Origin of the sequence: Pseudomonas sp. 3-2 (genome assembly GCF_019710535.1) — a bacterium.
In the GTDB taxonomy this organism is placed as follows: Bacteria; Pseudomonadota; Gammaproteobacteria; order Pseudomonadales; family Pseudomonadaceae; genus Aquipseudomonas; species Aquipseudomonas pharyngis.
Map to the genome: position 1 here is coordinate 3,629,959 of NZ_CP081200.1, position 18,486 is coordinate 3,648,444.

11 protein-coding genes are annotated in these 18,486 nt (G+C 59.9%); 4 read left to right on the forward strand and 7 right to left on the reverse strand.

Annotated elements, in window-relative coordinates:
• Positions 1–458 precede the first annotated feature (458 nt).
• Positions 459–2,117 (forward strand): nitrite/sulfite reductase, encoded by a 1,659-nt coding sequence (locus K3819_RS16300; protein ID WP_064597038.1) that lies wholly within the window; start codon positions 459–461, stop codon positions 2,115–2,117.
• Positions 2,101–2,595, forward strand: coding sequence for a DUF934 domain-containing protein (locus K3819_RS16305; RefSeq protein WP_007959510.1), 495 nt, complete (start codon positions 2,101–2,103; stop codon positions 2,593–2,595). The genes K3819_RS16300 and K3819_RS16305 overlap by 17 nt, the downstream gene beginning before the upstream one ends.
• Positions 2,596–2,654: 59 nt before the next feature.
• On the opposite strand, the gene K3819_RS16310 is transcribed toward K3819_RS16305, so the two are convergent.
• Both K3819_RS16310 and sohB read right to left on the reverse strand, forming a co-directional pair.
• Complete coding sequence (locus K3819_RS16310; protein WP_221397465.1) at positions 2,655–7,520, reverse strand: dermonecrotic toxin domain-containing protein; 4,866 nt, start codon at positions 7,518–7,520, stop codon at positions 2,655–2,657.
• Between the two features lie 193 nt (positions 7,521–7,713).
• Positions 7,714–8,736 carry a protease SohB gene (sohB, locus tag K3819_RS16315; RefSeq protein ID WP_039768836.1) on the reverse strand — a complete coding sequence of 341 codons (1,023 nt, stop codon included), beginning with the start codon at positions 8,734–8,736 and terminating at the stop codon, positions 7,714–7,716.
• Between the two features lie 207 nt (positions 8,737–8,943).
• Between sohB and K3819_RS16320 the strand changes: the two genes are divergently transcribed.
• Complete coding sequence (locus K3819_RS16320) at positions 8,944–9,654, forward strand: histidine phosphatase family protein (RefSeq protein ID WP_221397466.1); 711 nt, start codon at positions 8,944–8,946, stop codon at positions 9,652–9,654.
• 48 nt (positions 9,655–9,702) lie between these two features.
• Positions 9,703–10,020, forward strand: coding sequence for an SCP2 sterol-binding domain-containing protein (locus K3819_RS16325; RefSeq protein ID WP_007959502.1), 318 nt, complete (start codon positions 9,703–9,705; stop codon positions 10,018–10,020).
• 52 nt (positions 10,021–10,072) lie between these two features.
• Here K3819_RS16325 and K3819_RS16330 read toward each other — a convergent pair whose 3' ends face one another.
• From K3819_RS16330 to K3819_RS16350, 5 genes are all read right to left on the reverse strand, one after another.
• On the reverse strand, positions 10,073–11,656 hold the full coding sequence (locus K3819_RS16330; protein ID WP_221397467.1) for an ABC transporter ATP-binding protein: 1,584 nt from the start codon (positions 11,654–11,656) through the stop codon (positions 10,073–10,075).
• A 1-nt stretch (position 11,657) separates the two neighbouring features.
• Complete coding sequence (locus K3819_RS16335; protein ID WP_221397468.1) at positions 11,658–12,680, reverse strand: ABC transporter permease; 1,023 nt, start codon at positions 12,678–12,680, stop codon at positions 11,658–11,660.
• Positions 12,680–13,744, reverse strand: coding sequence for a microcin C ABC transporter permease YejB (locus tag K3819_RS16340; protein ID WP_085610466.1), 1,065 nt, complete (start codon positions 13,742–13,744; stop codon positions 12,680–12,682). The genes K3819_RS16335 and K3819_RS16340 overlap by 1 nt, the downstream gene beginning before the upstream one ends.
• Complete coding sequence (locus K3819_RS16345) at positions 13,731–15,581, reverse strand: extracellular solute-binding protein (RefSeq protein WP_221397469.1); 1,851 nt, start codon at positions 15,579–15,581, stop codon at positions 13,731–13,733. Before K3819_RS16345 ends, K3819_RS16340 begins: the two co-directional genes overlap by 14 nt.
• A 228-nt stretch (positions 15,582–15,809) precedes the next feature.
• On the reverse strand, positions 15,810–18,464 hold the full coding sequence (locus K3819_RS16350; RefSeq protein WP_221397470.1) for a TonB-dependent receptor: 2,655 nt from the start codon (positions 18,462–18,464) through the stop codon (positions 15,810–15,812).
• Between the last annotated feature and the right edge of the window lie 22 nt (positions 18,465–18,486).

Genomic DNA, 18,486 nt, shown 5'->3' on the forward strand with positions numbered 1-18,486 from the left:
GATCCCGCCTTTTGTCCGACAATCGTCGCAAGCGGGGCCCGGACGAGTCGTTTTACTGATGGCTGACCCAGAATACCGCCGTTCCAACGACCAGAATGATCAGGAACAGAATCGCCCAGGCATCGACGCTGCTATCGCTTTTCCTTGCTTTGGTTGGGTTGCTCATTGCATCGCCTCTTGTCGGTTTTATCGGTGATTGCAGAAAGACTCGACCACAGTTAAGACGATGATTGTCCGCACGACAAATGTGGTTTAGTTGACAGTGATTCTTGTTAGGCGATTTGGTTCTTTACATATACTCAAACATCACTTTTGCGCATAACTGCAAACGGGTATATTGCCCCGGCTCCGTCAGGGAGTGCGCGGCCGTGCGCGCAGAATTGCAGAGGAACCATCGGACTCCAGCAAGCGAAAACGCAGCGTTTTCCGAGTGGCCAAAGCCTGAGAACAGGACTTATATGTACGTATACGACGAGTACGATCAGCGGATCATCGAGGACCGCGTCAAGCAGTTCCGTGATCAGACCCGACGCTATCTGGCAGGTGAGCTGAGCGAAGAAGAATTCCGCCCCCTGCGCCTGCAGAATGGCCTGTACATCCAGCGTTTCGCGCCGATGTTGCGAGTGGCGGTGCCTTACGGCCAACTGACCTCGCGTCAGGTGCGCATGATGGCCAAGATCGCCCGCGACTATGACAAGGGTTACGCCCACATCAGTACGCGGCAGAACGTGCAGTTCAACTGGCCGGCGGTCGAAGACATCCCGGACATCCTCGCCGAACTGGCCACTGTGCAGATGCACGCCATCCAGACCAGCGGCAACTGCCTGCGCAACGTCACTACCGACCAGTTCGCCGGTGTTGCAGCCGACGAGTTGATCGACCCGCGTCCGTGGTGCGAAATCGTTCGTCAGTGGACCACGTTCCACCCGGAATTCGCTTACCTGCCACGCAAGTTCAAGATCGCCGTCAACGGTTCGACCTCCGACCGTGCGGCCATCGAAGTCCACGACATCGGCCTTGAGCCGGTACACAACGCTGCCGGTGAACTCGGTTTCCGTGTGCTGGTCGGCGGTGGTCTGGGTCGTACCCCGGTGGTCGGTGCGTTCATCAACGAGTTCCTGCCATGGCAGGACCTGTTGAGCTACCTCGACGCGATCCTGCGGGTGTACAACCGCTACGGCCGTCGTGACAACAAATACAAGGCGCGGATCAAGATCCTCGTCAAGGCGCTGACGCCGGAAGTCTTCGCTCAGAAAGTCGATGCCGAAATGGAACACCTGCGCGGCGGCCAGACCACACTGACCGAAGCCGAAGTGCATCGTGTGGCCAAACACTTCGTCGACCCGGACTACAAGGCGCTGGAAAACCAGACCGCCGAACTGGCCGCCCTCGACAAAGAGCATCCGGGCTTCGCCCGCTGGCGCACCCGCAATACCCTGGCACACAAGAAGCCGGGCTATGTGGCCGTGACCCTGTCCCTGAAGCCGACCGGCGTTGCACCGGGTGACATCACCGACAAGCAGCTCGACGCCGTCGCCGACCTGGCCGACCGCTACAGCTTCGGTCAACTGCGCACTTCCCACGAGCAGAACATCATTCTGGCCGACGTCGAGCAGAGCCAGCTGTTCACCCTGTGGGGCGAGCTGCGCGAGCAAGGTTTCGCCACGCCGAACATCGGCCTGCTGACCGACATCATCTGCTGCCCTGGCGGTGATTTCTGCTCCCTGGCCAATGCCAAGTCGATCCCGATCGCCGAATCGATCCAGCGCCGCTTCGACGACCTGGACTACCTGTTCGACATCGGTGAACTGGACCTGAACATCTCCGGCTGCATGAACGCCTGCGGTCACCACCACGTCGGCCACATCGGCATCCTCGGTGTGGACAAGAAAGGTGAAGAGTTCTACCAGGTTTCCCTCGGCGGCAGTGCCAGCCGAGACGCCAGCCTGGGCAAGATCCTCGGCCCTTCCTTCGCCCAGGAAGACATGCCGGACGTGATCTCCAAACTGATCGACGTGTACGTGGAACAGCGCACCGAAGACGAGCGTTTCATCGACACCTACCAGCGTATTGGCATCGACCTCTTCAAGGAACGCGTCTATGCAGCGAATCATTAAGAACAACGAGGTCGTCGACGAAACCTGGCACCTGCTGCCCAAGGATTTCAACATCGACGAAATCAGCAACTGCGACGACCTGATCGTCCCGCTGCAGCTGTGGCGTGAACACGCCCGCATGCTCAAGGCCCGCGATGGCGGTCTGGGTGTGTGGCTGGATGCCGACGAAGAAGCCGAAGAAATCGGTGACGACGTGAACGAGTTCCAGGTGATTGCCCTGAACTTCCCGGCGTTCACCGATGGCCGCAACTACTCCAACGCCCGCCTGCTGCGTGACCGCTACGGTTTCAAAGGTGAACTGCGGGCGATTGGTGATGTGCTGCGCGACCAGTTGTTCTACATGCGCCGTTGCGGTTTCGATGCCTTCGCCCTGCGCGCGGACAAAGACCCGTACGACGCCCTTGAAAGCCTCAAGGACTTTTCGGTGACCTATCAGGCCGCCACTGACGAACCGCTGCCGCTGTTCCGTCGCCGCTGACCGCCTGCCCCGGGCCCTTGTCGAAGGGCCCGGGGCCTCTGTTCAGTCCTATTTCGTTCCTAATCTGTTGGCCCCGAGGTGGCCGGCAATGGCAGCCCTGGATGGCGTGCCAATGCCGCATTGGTCAGTTGCTTGCGCAACTCCAGGCTTTCATTTCTGAAGTTGTCGTAGATTGTCGTCATTTGCTGTGCGGCGGCTTCGCGAGACAGATTGGCCTGAGACTCCAGCAGGGAAAAAGCCCGCGCACAGCGATCCAGAATCTCGGCAAATACGTCCTGACGACTCGTCCACAAATACTCGGCCCAGAATTCCTGCCGGCTGATCGAGTTTGCCAATTGCGCAGTATTTTCGGCCTTGACCACCTTTTGATAGGCTTCATCGATCTGCTCATCGCTGACCTCGACGTCCAGCCGCACATTCAGCTCAGTCGGTTGCGCAGGCAGCTCCAGCCGCTCTGCCAGTCGCACCCGGTAAATCAGGTTGATATCCAGAGCCTGGCGCAAGGTCAGCGATTCCGTTCTGGCGCGACGCGCCGTTTCCAGGACAACCTGTTTTTCAAGCTCCTGCAATCGAAACAGTCCACGCAACAGACGAATCAGATCACCCTCGAGCGCCTGACTGCCGGTGCGAGCCGCTACCAAAGCCCTGAAGCACAGAACCCTGACCTCCAGATCGCTAAATAACGCAGTGGCATTGGCAGTACTTACACGCCCTTCTCTGGCCATCCGAAACAGCACACGGCGCAGCCTGTCGTTTTCACAGGCAGCCTCCAGCACGTTCCAGACCCGCTGCCCAAGCTGGGTGCGGGCTCGGAAATAATCGGCCGTCCCGCGCAATTGCATGAGCATCTCGAAAAAGGCCCGGGAATCGGGATCAGCCGACAGCGATAACAGTACCTCCTGCGCCCGCGCAATCTGCGTCCTCGGCAACCCGCTGACCCACCCGGCACCCTGCATATCGACAGCCGGTCGTACCGTAGCGAGGTAGTCAGGGGTGATCACACCCAGGCTGATACCTTGCACTCGCTGATAATCGGCAAGGGCCTGAAGGCTGGCCACGGACAGCGGGTTGCCGTCGATATGGGTGCCTCGATTGAGCACGGCGCGCGCCTTGAACACAGAATCCGGAACCTCGGAGATTTTGTTGTTGCGCAGATCCAGGGTTTCCAGGTGCGTAAGCGCGTCGATGTCCGCCGGCCACTGGGTGATTCCCGTATGGTGCAGATCCAGGTGGCGCAAATTGCGCATCCCTGCCAACGCGGGCACTTGGCCCAAGTCTGGATTCAGACTCAGGTTCAACGAGTGCAGGTGTGTTTTGCTACCCAGCTCCTGCGCTGCTCGTTCGCTCAGGCGAATTTCGTTGTTACTCAGATCCAGTTCTGTGAGTCCCGACATGTCCGCAACGACCTGAGGGATGCGGGTCAGTTCGTTTCCTGAAAGGTTCAGCGCTCGCAGCCGGGTAAAGTTGCGCAGAAATGCATTCAGTCCTGAACTCGCCCCCACACCACTCATCTGCAACGCCGTCACATGGGTGAAATCACCGACGACCACCGGCAGATTTCCCAGCGGGACCGCATCGAAAACAAGGTTGTACAAGTTCTCACCGGAAGGTGCGGGCGCCTGGTTTTCCTTGCGCCACGCACGCAGGATCGCCTGCGCCGCCCGCCTCTTGTTATCGGCAGGAACCCTCAGCCTCCTACCATCGCCGTCGTGATACCACGTTTCGCGATGAACCCATCGCTCAAGCGTGTCGAGGATTGTTTGGTATTCCTGACGCATGTCCTCAAGCTTTCGAATGGCCAGCACTTCGTCAGTCCCAAGCGTCGACACAAAGCGTTCAATCTGCGCCGTTGAATGCGCGGGATACAGCCGTCGGGCACGGCGCATCAACACGGACGATCGATGCGGCATCGGATGAGTGGACGACCCTGCCCGCACAACCGATTGTTCGATTTGCCGGTCCGCCAACCCCATGGGAGACCGATAATCGGCATGCGGAGCTTCCATTCCCAGCACCTTGGCGTAGGCCACACGTCGCTGCAGTGCCAACGTGGTTATTTTTTCTCTCAGGCCCGTGCCATCCGGATCCGCATCGACGCCAATGGCTTTACGGCTGTGTGACGGAAGGCTTTGCCACAATGCCTGGAAAAAATTCGTCCGGGTACGCCCCGGCTGCCTGGAAACGACGGCATGGCTCGAATCCAGGCCCTGATAGCGTTCAGGGTAAGCCTCGAGCAACGCCTGATGTTCAGCGCCGTCAGCACCGATCGTGGCTCGTTGATCGGCAAATACACCCCAATCCAGTATTTCGATAAACACATCACCAGGCCAACCTGGCAAGTGCGTCAAGGTGTCGAGTATCAACATATCCGCATCGCGCCCGCTGGCGGCGTCCAGATACAACGCCTCATAGGCGCGGTTCAGACGCAGGATCTGCTGATATCGCCGTGCTTCTTCCGCCAGACGCAGCGGAACGGTACCTGCGTCAAGCTGCGCCCATTCATGCGCATCGGCATGATGCGCCAACTCGTCGGCGACGCTTGCCGACAACCCCGGAAAGGCCTTGACGATCGGCTCGCTCCTGGAAAGTTCGCAGACGTCCGCGCGCCGAAACAGTCGATCCATCATTGCCATGCGCATGCGGGGCGCCAGCCCGGCAATGTGCATCCCGAGCAGCGCGCTCTGATTGTTGGGCTCTACGGTGGCGGAACCCAGCAGATGCGAACGCTCACTGTCACTGAGCGCTGCCAGCAACGGCGGATAAAACCGGCCGTCGCGCATCAGATCTTCATTGATTTTTACCTCGCGGGTGCCTTTGGTCCCACCGTATCGGGTCACTTCGTTGGCCATGATATCCGTCACGCTGATTGCCAGATCCCGCGGCCAGCGGCCCCTTGCTGTCAGCAAGTACAGCTGCAGATCGGCATCGGCCAGCGGCGCGGAGGCAGCAACGGCCATCTGGTCCATGAACCGGGTGACACCGATATCCGCACGAAAGCGCCTGACCGAATCTGTCAGGATCGCCATGGGCTTGCCACGCTCGACAAACAGCCGGCGCATGGCGGCTTCGTCGATTCCGGTTGCGGCGATGATTTGTTCGGCACGAGTGTCCGAAATCTGTTCTTCACGAAAGCCCAGCCGACGGAACAGCGTCAGCGCATTCCACTCGTGAGGCAGCTCCGAGTCATGCCGCCAGGCGCCCGCACCATTGGACTCAAGCAATGGCGAATAACGTTTGGGCAATGTGGGATTATGCACCTCCCACAGACTGGTGCCGCTCAACGGACGCACCGCGTAAGCATCGGGCCCCAAGGGCAGATAACCGTCCTTGCCGCGCCAGACCAGACCTTGTGCATCGGTCGACATACTGCTCGGCATCGACTCCTGCTGGCGGTAAGCGCTCATGTCTGGATTCCACAACCGTTGCGACAGGTCGTCAGCCACCGGTACACGCTCAAGGCCCTTGATGAAATTCGACGAGCGCACGGTTTTAAAGACGTTTCCCACCGCTACGCCGCCGGCGGCGAACCCCGCCATCAGGATCAGATTTTCAAGCGTGTCAAACAGGCAGTCGGCGGCATGTTCCTGATCGCCGTGGGCCCAACTGTCAATGCCTTCATATATCTCGTTGAGCAACTGCAAGCCGGCCACGGCACACAGGACTTCACCCAGAACCGGGACAAATGAAAGGAAGAACAGCACGGTGTTCAGCCCGATGGCTTTATAAGTGTCCAGCCTCGCCAGCCGGGTTTTCTCGTCTTCGTCGTCGGTCGGCACCACCAGCAGACGAGCGTCGGCGCAAACCTGCGCGGCACGGTGCTGGAAGATCGCCAGAAACAGATCCTGTTTTGCGTCACCTTCAAGATCTATACCCGTCAGCGGCAGATACGTCGTGGAGATCGGGAAATGATTCGGCTGGACTTTCAACAACCTTACATCCAGTCCGTTAAGGAACGCCGGACGATCCTTCATCGTAATGAAGCGCGAAAAAAAACGGTGGAACCGGGCGTCACGCAGACGCCCGCTCAATTCGAGTTCGAACCTCTGAAACGACGGGTATTCTTTCAACGGGTGATCAGGATCGCCTGGCATATAGATCACACAGCGGTAATCGCTGTCGGCATGCTCGCTGACCGGGCCGATGAACATTGGGCCCCTGAGCGTCACGCCGAGCATTTCAAGGCTTTGAAACCCAAGTGTGTTGTTGCCCAGTTTGATCGACGGCTCCTGGTTTTTTACCGAATTCAGCATCTGATAGACATCTGGGCTGATGTAGCCGCGCATTAAAGCAATGTGCCGATCAACATCAAACTGGTCTTTCGAGTACGTTACCGAAGTTGCCTGCAGACTTGCGACTTGACTACCGCCACCAAAAAAAGTCTTCACATGTTTTTGATATTGCTCGCCAAGATCCAGATAACGGCACAGCCTGGCGAATTCGTTGGGCCGCATCGACAACACCCGACTGGATCGCCCTGTTACCTGTTCCGGAATATAAAGCAAGGAATGTTCGTGATAGTTGCTGGCCAGCGTTTCCGATAATTCGAAATTTTCGCAGGCAGCCATCAGTAAATCGCGTTCGATGGGTAATACCAGTTTCTTGCGCAGGCCCAAAAGGCTGGAGGTGGAACGCACATGCTGAAAAATCGCTCCCTCGACCTCGAAAGGTTCACCCAGTTTTTCACTCATCGCCTTGGCCAACAGCGGCGTACAGAAGCTTTGTGGAGACTTCAGTGCGCGCAGTTGCTCCAGCGCAGCATGTCGCGACTTAAAACTTTTTTTCAAACTTTCGTAGAGGTCATTGCGAACCGTCTCCGCAGACGTCAGCAACCAGGAAGGAATCTGTTTTTTATACAACTCAAAAAAGACACCTTGTTGATCAGGCGTCATGGCAGGCAAACTTGATTTACTATTTTCAACGTCCATGTTTAACAACTTTATTCTGAAGTGGACATTCAGAATAAAGGCGAAAAACCCTTGGATACAGCGCGCTTATTTGATGAGTTCGTCACTGAAAACAGCAACATTATCAAACTTTAAAATATCTATATACCGCACTGTCTTGCGTTGAAAATGCATCGCGCTCGCGGGGCGAAAACCTCGCGAGCGTGCGCAATTGTTACCAGAAACGCTGCTGGGTCAAGCGACTCCACCAGCTCAGCAACACGCGATCCACCGAGCCGCTGGCCGCCATACCGATACGCTCCTGCAGGCTTTTGCGTTCGGCGTAGTGCAGGTGATAAACCTCGGACTGCTTGGCGCGCTCGGCCAGGTATTCGTCGCTGGTCTTGAGTTCGTCGACCAGTTGCTTGTCCAGTGCCGCGATGCCGAGCCAGACTTCACCGGTGGCGACCTCGTCGATCGCCAGCTGTGGGCGATAACGGGCAACGAAGTTCTTGAACAGCTGATGGGTGATGTCCAGGTCTTCCTGGAATTTCTCCCGGCCCTTCTCGGTGTTTTCGCCGAATACGGTCAGGGTGCGTTTGTATTCACCGGCGGTCAGCACTTCGAAATCGATGTCATGCTTTTTCAGCAGGCGGTTGACGTTGGGCAACTGAGCCACCACGCCGATGGAACCGAGGATGGCAAACGGCGCACTGATGATCTTCTCGCCGATGCACGCCATCATGTAGCCGCCGCTGGCCGCGACCTTGTCGATGCATACGGTCAAGGGCACACCGGCTTCACGGACGCGCGCCAGTTGCGACGAGGCCAGACCGTAGCTGTGCACCATGCCGCCGCCGCTTTCCAGGCGCAGGACCACTTCGTCTTTCGGTGTGGCCAGGGTCAGCAGTGCGGTGATCTCGTGGCGCAGGCTTTCGGTGGCCGAAGCCTTGATGTCGCCGTCGAAGTCGAGCACGAACACCCGAGGTTTGGCCTCGGGTTTCTTTTTCTGCTTCTTCTCGGACTTGGCCTGGCCCTTGCGCAAGGCCTTGAGCTGATCCTTGTCGAGCAGGGTCTGCTCCAGGCGCTCACGCAGGCCTTTATAGAAATCGTTGAGCTTGCTGACCTGCAACTGGCCGGCCGATTTGCGCCGGCCCTTGCTGCGCAATGCAGCAAAACTTGCCAGCACCACCAGAATGGCGATGACCAGCGTCACGGTCTTGGCCAGGAAACTGGCGTATTCAGTCAAAAACTCCACAGAGACTCCTTCAAACGATGCGCGGTCGTAAAACACACGCGGGAATTGGCTCCAGCATACCCATGCACCGGCCCGTCGGCCAGCCGTGAAACCTCTGGCAACAAGGCTGGAACGGGCATTTCAAACAAGCGTATGTTTTTTCATTGACAGCTCACCGTCATCCCCATAACCTCGCCACAACCTTCAACGTACCGGGATGACGCGGACGTGGGCAGCATCTACTTGATTCGACATGGCCAGGCCTCCTTCGGTGCAGACGACTATGACGTCCTGTCGCCGACCGGTGTACGCCAGGCAGAAATCCTCGGCCGCCACCTCGCCGATCTCGGAATCAGCTTCGACCGCTGCCTGTCGGGCGATCTGCGCCGCCAGCAACACACGGCCAACAGCGCTCTTGAACAGTTCGCCGCCGTCGGCCTGCCGGTCCCGACTCTGGAAATCGATTCGGCGTTCAACGAATTCGATGCCGACGCCGTGATCCGCGCCCTGCTCCCGGCCATGCTGCCGGAAGAGCCCGAAGCCCTGGAAATCCTGCGTAACGCCGCGCAAAACCGTGGCGAGTTCCAGCGCATCTTCGCCTTGATCATCGAACGCTGGCTCGCCGGCACCTACGACACACCGGGCCTGGAAAGCTGGCTGGGTTTCGTCGAGCGGGTACAGGCCGGGCTGCAGCGGATTCTCGAACAGGCCGACAACACCCAGAAAATCGCGGTGTTCACCTCCGGTGGCACGATCACCGCCCTGCTCCACCTCATCACTCAAATGCCTGCCCGGCAGGCCTTTGAACTGAACTGGCAAATCGTCAACACCTCGCTCAACCAGCTGAAGTTCCGCGGTCGCGAGGTGGCTCTGGCTTCCTTCAACAGTCATGCACACCTGCAACTGCTGAAGGCCCCGGAACTCATCACCTTTCGCTGAGTCCGGATTACTGTGACCCTGCTGCAATCAACCAAAAAGGATCGAACCATGACCTCCGTAGCTGATGCCGTAAAAGCAATGCAAGCCAAGTTCAACCCAGCCGCCGCTGCCGGTCTGGATCTGGTCTTCGGTTTCAACATTACTGACGAAGACAAGCAATACGCCCTGATCGTCAAAGACGGCACCTGCGACATCCAGGAAGGCGAAAACCCGGACGCCAACTGCACGCTGGTGCTGGACAGCGAAACCCTGAAAGGTATCGTCAGCGGCGAAACCGACGGCATGCAGGCTTTCATGGGCGGCAAGCTGCGCGTTGAAGGCGACATGATGCTGTCGATGAAATTGTCCGAGCTGTTCCCTGCGTAAGACCGCAGCCAGCCTGCAAACGAATCCCGCCCCTGTGGCGGGATTTGTCGTTTCAGGCGTTCACACCGGCAAACGACGCCGCCAGCAGCTCCCGCGTATACGGGTGCCGGGCTGAATGAAACAACCCGGCCGTATCGCCACGCTCCACTACCTCGCCATCCTTCATCACGATCAGATCATGGGCCAGCGCCCGCACCACCGCCAGGTCGTGGCTGATGAACAGATAGGTCAGCCCGTGTTCCTCCTGCAACCGGCGCAACAGCGCGACGATCTGTTTCTGCACCGTGCGATCCAGCGCCGACGTCGGCTCATCCAGCAGGATCAGATCCGGCTTGAGCACCAGCGCCCGAGCGATGGCGATGCGTTGCCGTTGCCCGCCGGAAAACTCGTGGGGATAGCGATGACGCGTCGCCGGATCGAGCCCGACTTCCTTCAGTACATCGATCACAGCCTGCTCGCGCGCCTGCGCATTCAAGTCGCTGTGCACCTGCAAACCTTCGGCAATGATCTGCTCCACGCACAAGCGCGGACTCAGGCTGCCGAACGGGTCCTGAAACACCACTTGCAGGCGTTTGCGCAGCGGACGCAATTGCTTGCCGCTCAGTCGTTCAAGCGCCTCACCCTTGAAGCGGATGCTGCCGTCGGCGTCGATCAGACGCAAAATCGCCTGACCTAAAGTGGACTTGCCCGATCCGGATTCACCAACAATGCCCAAGGTCTTGCCCCGTTGCAGGTTCAGATCGATGCCATTGACCGCGTGCAGATAAGTCTTGGCCCGCAGCCATCCGCCACCCAGCGGAAAGCGCACATTCAGATCACGAACCTCGAGCAAATCCTCTGCTGCATCACGGCACAGCGCCGCGCCGCCGGGTTCGGCATTGAGCAACTCGATGCTGTAGGGATGCTGCGGCGCACGGAACAACTGCTCGCAGCTCGCCTGTTCGACGATTTCGCCCGCGCGCATCACCGCCACCCGCTGGGCGATGGTGCGCACCAGATTCAGGTCGTGACTGATGATCAGCAGCGCCATGCCCAGCCGCTGTTGCAGCTCCTTGAGCAGCAACAGAATCTTGCGTTGCACCGTGACATCGAGGGCTGTGGTCGGCTCATCGGCGATCAGCAACTGCGGTTCGCACGCCAGCGCCATGGCGATCATCACCCGCTGCCGCTGCCCGCCGGAGAGCTGATGCGGATACGCTTTCAGCCGCTCGCGCGGACGTTGAATGCCGACCAGTTCCAACAGCTCCAGAATCCGTTTGCGCGCCGCCGTGCCCGCCAGGCCTTTGTGCAGCGCCAGGCTTTCGCCGAGTTGCCGCTCGATGCTGTGCAACGGGTTGAGCGAACTCATTGGCTCCTGAAAAATCATTGCGATGCGGTTGCCGCGCAGTTGCCGCAGATAGCGCTCGTGCACACCCAGCAGCTCTTCGCCGCCATAACGGATGCTGCCGTCGATCTGCGTGATGTGCGGGTCCAGCAGTTGCAGAATGCTGTGGGCCGTCACTGACTTGCCAGAACCCGATTCGCCCACCAGCGCCAGGCATTCCCCCGGGCAAATGTCGAGGTCGATGCCGTGCACCACTTCCTGCCCTTTGAACGCCACCCGCAGGTCGCGTATTTCGATCAGATGTTCACGCATATCAAGTCCTGGGGTCGAAGGCATCACGGCAGGCTTCGCCGATGAAAACGAGTAAAGAAAGAATCAGCGCCAGGGCGAAGAACGCCGTCAGGCCCAACCACGGTGCTTGCAGATTGTTCTTGCCCTGACCGATCAGCTCACCCAGCGAAGCACTGCCGGCGGGCATGCCGAAGCCGAGAAAATCCAGCGCCGACAACGTGGCGATCGCCCCGGTCAGAATAAACGGCAGGTACGTCAAGGTCGCACTCATGGCGTTGGGCAGAATGTGACGCACGATCACCTGCGAATCGCCCACACCCAGCGCCCGCGCCGCTTTCACGTACTCAAGCCCGCGGCTGCGCAGAAACTCGGCGCGCACCACGTCCACCAGACTCAGCCAGGAAAACAGCGCCATGATCCCCAGCAACCACCAGAAATTCGGCTCGACGAAGCCCGACAGAATGATCAGCAGGTAAAGCACCGGCAGCCCCGACCAGACCTCCAGCAAACGCTGGCCGAGCAAATCGACCCAACCGCCGTAATAGCCCTGCAAGGCACCGGCGGCGATGCCGATCAACGCGCTCACCGCTGTCAACCCCAGAGCAAATAACAGCGAGACCCGTGTGCCGAATATCACCCGCGCCAGCACATCCCGCGCCTGATCGTCGGTGCCCAGCCAGTTTTCAGCGGTGGGCGGGCTCGGGGCCGGTTCGCTGAGGTCGTAGTTGACCGTGTCGAAACCGAACGGGATCGGCGCAAACCACATCCGCCCGCCCTGCCCCTCGATCAGTTCACGCACCTGAGCGCTGCGGTAATCAGGCTGGAACGGCAGCTCACCACCGAAATCCTGCTCGGTGTAACGCTTGAACGCCGGGAAAAACCATTCGCCCTGATACGTCACCAGCAACGGTTTGTCATTGGCGACCAGTTCGCCGCCCAGGCTCAGGCCGAACAGCGCGAGAAACAGCCACAACGACCACCAGCCGCGCCGATGAGCCTTGAACCGCGCCCAGCGGCGCTGTCCGATGGGAGAAAGCGTCGGCATCAGGCAGTCCTCGCGGTGAAGTCGATGCGCGGATCGACCAGCGTGTAGCACAGGTCGCCCAGCAGTTTTATCAAGAGCCCGAACAGGGTGAAGATGAACAGCGAACCGAACACCACCGGGTAATCCCGCGACACCGCCGCCTCGTAGCTCAGGCGGCCGAGACCGTCGAGGGAGAAGATCACTTCGATCAAGAGCGAGCCGCCGAAAAACACCGTGACCAATGCCTGAGGCAATCCGGCCACCACCAGCAACATCGCGTTGCGAAACACGTGCCCGTACAACACCTGCCGTTCACTCAAGCCCTTGGCCCGGGCCGTGACCACGTACAGCCGCGAGATTTCATTGAGAAAGCTGTTCTTGGTCAGGATCGTCAGCGTCGCGAAACCGCCGATCACCAGCGCGCTGACGGGCAACACCAAATGCCAGAAGTAATCGGCAACCTTGCCCCACAGCGACAGCTCGGCGAAGTTGTCCGAGACCAGCCCGCGCACCGGAAACCAGTCCAGCGCCGTACCACCGGCAAACAACACGATCAGCAGCAACGCAAACAGAAACCCCGGCATGGCGTAGCCGATGATGATCGCCGCGCTGCTCCAGACATCGAACGCCGAGCCGTTGTGCACCGCCTTGCGAATGCCCAGCGGAATCGATACCAGATAAGTGATCAGCGTCGCCCACAATCCCAGCGACAAGGTCACCGGCAGCTTCTGCCAGATCAGCTCGGTTACCGTCGCACCCCGGAAGAAACTCTTGCCGAAATCCAGTTGCGCGTAACTCTTTAGCATCAGCCACAAGCGCTCACCGGCACTTTTGTCGAAGCCGTACTGGCGCTCGATATCGGCTACCAGTTTCGGGTCCAGGCCCCGAGTCGCGCGGGACTCGCCGCCAATGCTTTCGACATGGCTGGCACCCACCGCCGCACCGACACCGATCCCCTGCAATCGGGCGATGGCCTGCTCGACCGGGCCACCGGGTGCGGCCTGCACAATCACGAAGTTCACCAGCAGAATCGCCAGCAAGGTCGGCACGATCAGCAGCAGACGCCGCAGGCTATAACCCCACATGGGCGAACTCCTTGTGCTGTTGCTGCATTTGCGTCGCGGTCAGCGCGGTCGGGCTGATTTCCCACCAGGTGTCGAGGCCGGCGTCGTACAACGGCGCAATTGCCGGGCGACCGAAACGGTTCCACCACACCGTGGAAATTCCCGGCGGGTAATAGTTGGGAATCCAGTAGTAACCCCACTGCAACACCCGATCCAGCGCATGGGCGTGGCGCAGCAGACTCTCGCGATTGTTTGCCTGCACCACGCCTTCAAGCAGCGCATCCACCGCCGGATCGCGCAGCACCATGTAGTTGTTGGAGCCGGGATCGTCGGCGCCGTCGGAGCCGAAATAGTTGAACAGCTCGCGCCCCGGCGCCTGACTCACCGGGTAACCGACGACGATCATGTCGTAGTCGCGGCTGCGCACGCGGTTGGTGTATTGCGCGGTGTCGACCTGGCGAATATCGAAACCGATGCCGATCTGCGCCAGGTTGCGCTTGAAGGGAAGCAGCAGGCGCTCGAAGCCCTTCTGGCCGTTGAGGAAGGTGAATTGCAACGGCTCGCCGGCGGCATTCACCAGTTGATCGCCACGGGGTTTCCAACCAGCGGCCTCCAGCAATTTCAGCGCCTGCAACTGTTGCGCGCGGATGTTGCCGCTGCCGTCGGTGCGCGGCGCTTCGAACACTTGACTGAAGACTTCATCGGGAATCTTGCCGCGCCACGGTTCGAGGATTTTCAGCTCTTCGGCATCCGGCAGTTCGGTGGCCGACAACGCACTGTGGGAAAAGAAGCTGCGCTGGCGCAGGTACATGCTGCGCATCATCTGCCGGTTGCTCCATTCGAAATCCCAGAGCATGGCAATCGCCTGCCGCACCCGACGATCCTGAAACATCGGCTTCTGCAGATTGAACACAAAGCCTTGGGCACCTTGCGCGGCGCCGGGTGCGAGGTGTTCGCGCAGCAACTTGCCCTGCTCCAGCGCCGCCCCCGCATAACCGATGGTGTAACTGGTGGCGGAGAACTCGCGGTTGTAATCGAAGCCGCCGGCCTTGAGCACTTGTCGCGACACGTCGGTGTCGGCAAAAAACTCCACGCTCAACTGATCGAAGTTATAAAGCCCGCGAGTGATCGGCAGATCCCTGGCCCACCAGTCCTTGATCCGCTGGAATTTCACACTGCGCCCGGCGTCCACCGCGCTGACCTTGTACGGCCCGCTGCCCGGCGGAATCTCGAAACCTGCGCCATCAGCAAAATTGCGCGTGCGCCACCAATGCTCGGGCAGCACCGGCAACGTCGCCAGATCCAGCGGCAAGGTACGGCTCTCGTTGTTCTTGAACACGAAACGCACCTGGGTCGGCGACTCGACCTGCACCTCGGCGACATCACGAAACTGCTGGCGATATTTGAGGCTGCCCTGAGTGGTGAACAACTCGAAGGTGTAGCGCACGTCCTCGGCGGTGATCGGCGTGCCATCCTCGAACTGTGCCTTGGGGTTCAAGTAAAAGCGCAGCCAGCGCCGGTCAGCGCCCAGCTCCATCTGCTGCGCCACCAGACCGTAGACGCTATAAGGTTCGTCCTTGCTGCGATAGGCCAGCGGCGCATAGAGCCAGCCGTCGATGTCGGCAACGCCGGTGCCTTTGTCGATGTAGGGAATCAAGTGATCGAACGGACCGCTCTCCAGCGAAGAGCGGCGCAGGGTTCCACCCTTTGGCGCGTCGGGGTTGGCGTAGGCCAGGTGCTGGAAGTCCGGGGCGTATTTCGGGGCTTCGCCGTAGACCGTGAGGGCGTGTTGGGGCGCGGCGAAACTGAGCGGGCTCAACCACACTAAGGCGGCAAAAAGCATGAGTCTGAAGTGCATTGGCAAGGTCCTGATGATTGGGCGACGCCAAGGGCCTCTTCGCGAGCAAGCCCGCTCGCACACAGGTTCGTGGTGAACACAAATCCCCTGGGGGAGCGAGCGTGCTAGGGAAGAGGTCAGAGCAGTCACCACACCTCCTGCCTACCTGGGATGTGCAGCAGGCAGGCATTTTTTATAGGGCGGGGTTTAGAACGATAAGTGACTAAAACCCGCCACGACCGATCATTTTCAGAACTTGTAATTGACCCGCGTGTACAGCGTGCGGCCAAACGGGTCGCCGTATTTCGGGTCGTAGCCGCTCTGGAACGTGTAGGTCTGGTTGCTGAACGGCGGCTCGCGGTCGAACAGGTTTTTCACCCCGAGGGTCACCGCCAGGGTCTTGTGCCAGGTGTAGGTGCCGGCCACGTCCCAGACGTTGTACGAACCGACGTAATCGTGAGTCTCGCGATCCGAGTCGTGGTAACCGCTGGTGTAGCGGTTGGTCAGGCTTGCGCCGAGCGGGCCGTAGTTCCAGCTGCCGGTCAGGCTGTGACGCCAACGGGCCACGGCGCCGGCCGAGGCAAAGTCGCCGCCGCGAAAATCGCCGAGCTTGTCGATGTAGTCGCCCTTGAGCTGTTGCTGATAGTCATAACGGGTCACGTAAGTGCCTTGCAGACCGATGCCGAAATCACCGTACAGCGTGCTCGGCAGGCGATAGTCGAAACTCACGTCGACGCCGTTGGTCTTGATCTTGCCGAGGTTGGCCAGCCCGGTGACGATGTGGTCGATGGAACCGTCGGGCTTGCGGATCAGGCGCTCCGGGTACAGCTCCGGATTCTCGAACACCGCCGATTCGGGGAACTCGGCGATCTGGTTGGCGATGTCGATCCACCAGAAATCCAGGCCGGTGGTCAGGCGATCAAACGGCTGATATACGAAACCGAGGGTGACGTTGCGCGCGGTCTCCGGGCTCAGGTCGGTGTTGCCGCCGGAGGTGCGATTGAACTGCTGGGCGCAGTCGCGGTTGGCAATGCCGCCGTTGCTCGGGTTGCCTCCAGCGCACAGGCGCGGGTCGTTGTAGTTGGCGTTGGTGAACGAGGTAAACGTCGGGTTGTACAACTCGTACAGCGATGGCGCACGGAAACCTTCGCTGTAGGCGCCGCGCACCACCAGTTCCTTGAACGGCTGGAAGCGGAACGAGTATTTCGGGTTAGTGGTGCTGCCGAAGTCGCTGTACTTGTCGTGGCGCACGGCGGCGGACAGTTCCAGGCTGTCGAGCACCGGCACGTTGACCTCGGCGTACTGCGCCGAGACGCTGCGATCCCCTTGTACGCTGCCGTTGGGATCAACACCCAGGCTCTGCACGTCGCCGGCAAACGCAGCGAAATCCTGATGAAAATCTTCCTTGCGATACTCGCCGCCCAGCGCCAGTGCCGAAGGCCCTGCACCGAACCAGTCGCCGATCTCGCGGCTGACACGCCCGTCAATCGCCTTGACCCGGCCCACTGCGGTCGCGTAATCGCCGTCTACCTCGTTGGCTGCCAGTAGTGCCGAACCGGCGGCGGTCTGCGGGCCGAACGGGTTGATCACACCGTTGGCGATGCCCTGGCTGACGGCACGGTCGTTCACATAACCGCTGCGAATTGTGTTGACCACTTTGTTCTGGTTGTACGACGCGCCGAGGTTGTAATCCCACCCGACCAGCGTGCCGTCGAAGCTCAACAGCAGACGCTGACCGGTGTTGTCGTCCTCATGCTGACGCGCACCGACAGCCGTCTCGCGCCAGTTCACGTCCACCGGTTGCGTCGGGTCCAAAGCAAAACCGCTCGGCCCGGGCGTGATGCCGTTACCCGGATAGAACGCCGTACCAGGATTAACCTGATTGCCCATCAAAGTGCCGGGCCCGATCTGCGTACGGTTTTCGTTGCGCGCCCAGAAGTACTCGAGGCTGACGTTGTGATCGTCCGACAGCTTGCCGGTGGCCTTGGCGAAGGCCGAGGTCTTCTCGGTTTCCGGCACCAGATCAAGGTAGTTCCACAGGCTCTGGCGGCAGATTCCGTTGCGTGACAACAGCCCCGGCGCATTGCAACCGGAACCGGCCAGCGAGTTGGTGGCGTTACTGCCCTGGCTCCAGTTGGCGGGCGATGCCGTGCCGGAGGTGTAATCCAGACCGCGCCCTGGCTGGTAGTTATAGGTGTAGCCACGATCATCGGCGGCCAGGCGATTCTGCTTGTCGTAACTCACCACGCCGAAAACGTTGAAGCGATCGTCCTGTAAATCGCCAAACCCCCAACTGCCGCTGAAATTGCGGCTTTCGCCGCCGCCAGAATGGGTCGGTGTGTCGTAGTTCGTGCTGATCTGACCTTCGGTGAGGCTGGTCTTGGTGATGAAGTTGATCACCCCGCCGATGGCATCGGTACCGTACAGCGCCGAAGCGCCGTCGCGCAGCACTTCCACCCGGTCGATGGCGGCGAACGGAATGGTGTTGAGGTCGACGCCGGAGCCGTTGATCGCATTGGTTGCGTTGTTGCTCAGGCGTCGACCGTTGAGCAGCACCAGGGTTTTGTTCGGGCCAATGCCCCGCAGGTCGGCATAGGACGCCCCGCCACTGCTCGACCCCACCGAGCGCCCGGAGCCCACCGAAGACTGGTTGGCCGAGATGCGGTTGACCAGCTCTTCAGTGGTGGTCACGCCCTGCTTCTGCAACTCCTCGACCCGCAGAATGGTAACCGGTACGGCGGTTTCGGCATCGACCCGGCGGATCGCGGTGCCGGTGACTTCGACCCGTTGCAGTTGGGTGGTCGGTTCGTTTGCCGTGCTGTCGGCAGCGACGGCCGGCAACGTGTTGATCGCCAGCAGCAAGGCCAGGCTCAAAGGGGATTTAACGGGTGAAAAATGGATCATGAACAGCCATCCCTGCGTTTTG

Excerpts from the sequence above, each read along its gene's own strand:
- K3819_RS16300 (WP_064597038.1), top strand. The coding sequence starts at position 459 with ATGTACGTATACGACGAGTACGATCAGCGGATCATCGAGGACCGCGTC.
- K3819_RS16305 (WP_007959510.1), top strand. The coding sequence starts at position 2,101 with ATGCAGCGAATCATTAAGAACAACGAGGTCGTCGACGAAACCTGGCAC.
- K3819_RS16310 (WP_221397465.1), bottom strand. The coding sequence starts at position 7,520 with ATGGACGTTGAAAATAGTAAATCAAGTTTGCCTGCCATGACGCCTGAT.
- K3819_RS16325 (WP_007959502.1), top strand. The coding sequence starts at position 9,703 with ATGACCTCCGTAGCTGATGCCGTAAAAGCAATGCAAGCCAAGTTCAAC.
- K3819_RS16330 (WP_221397467.1), bottom strand. The coding sequence starts at position 11,656 with ATGCGTGAACATCTGATCGAAATACGCGACCTGCGGGTGGCGTTCAAA.
- K3819_RS16335 (WP_221397468.1), bottom strand. The coding sequence starts at position 12,680 with ATGCCGACGCTTTCTCCCATCGGACAGCGCCGCTGGGCGCGGTTCAAG.
- K3819_RS16340 (WP_085610466.1), bottom strand. The coding sequence starts at position 13,744 with ATGTGGGGTTATAGCCTGCGGCGTCTGCTGCTGATCGTGCCGACCTTG.
- K3819_RS16345 (WP_221397469.1), bottom strand. The coding sequence starts at position 15,581 with ATGCACTTCAGACTCATGCTTTTTGCCGCCTTAGTGTGGTTGAGCCCG.
- K3819_RS16350 (WP_221397470.1), bottom strand. The coding sequence starts at position 18,464 with ATGATCCATTTTTCACCCGTTAAATCCCCTTTGAGCCTGGCCTTGCTG.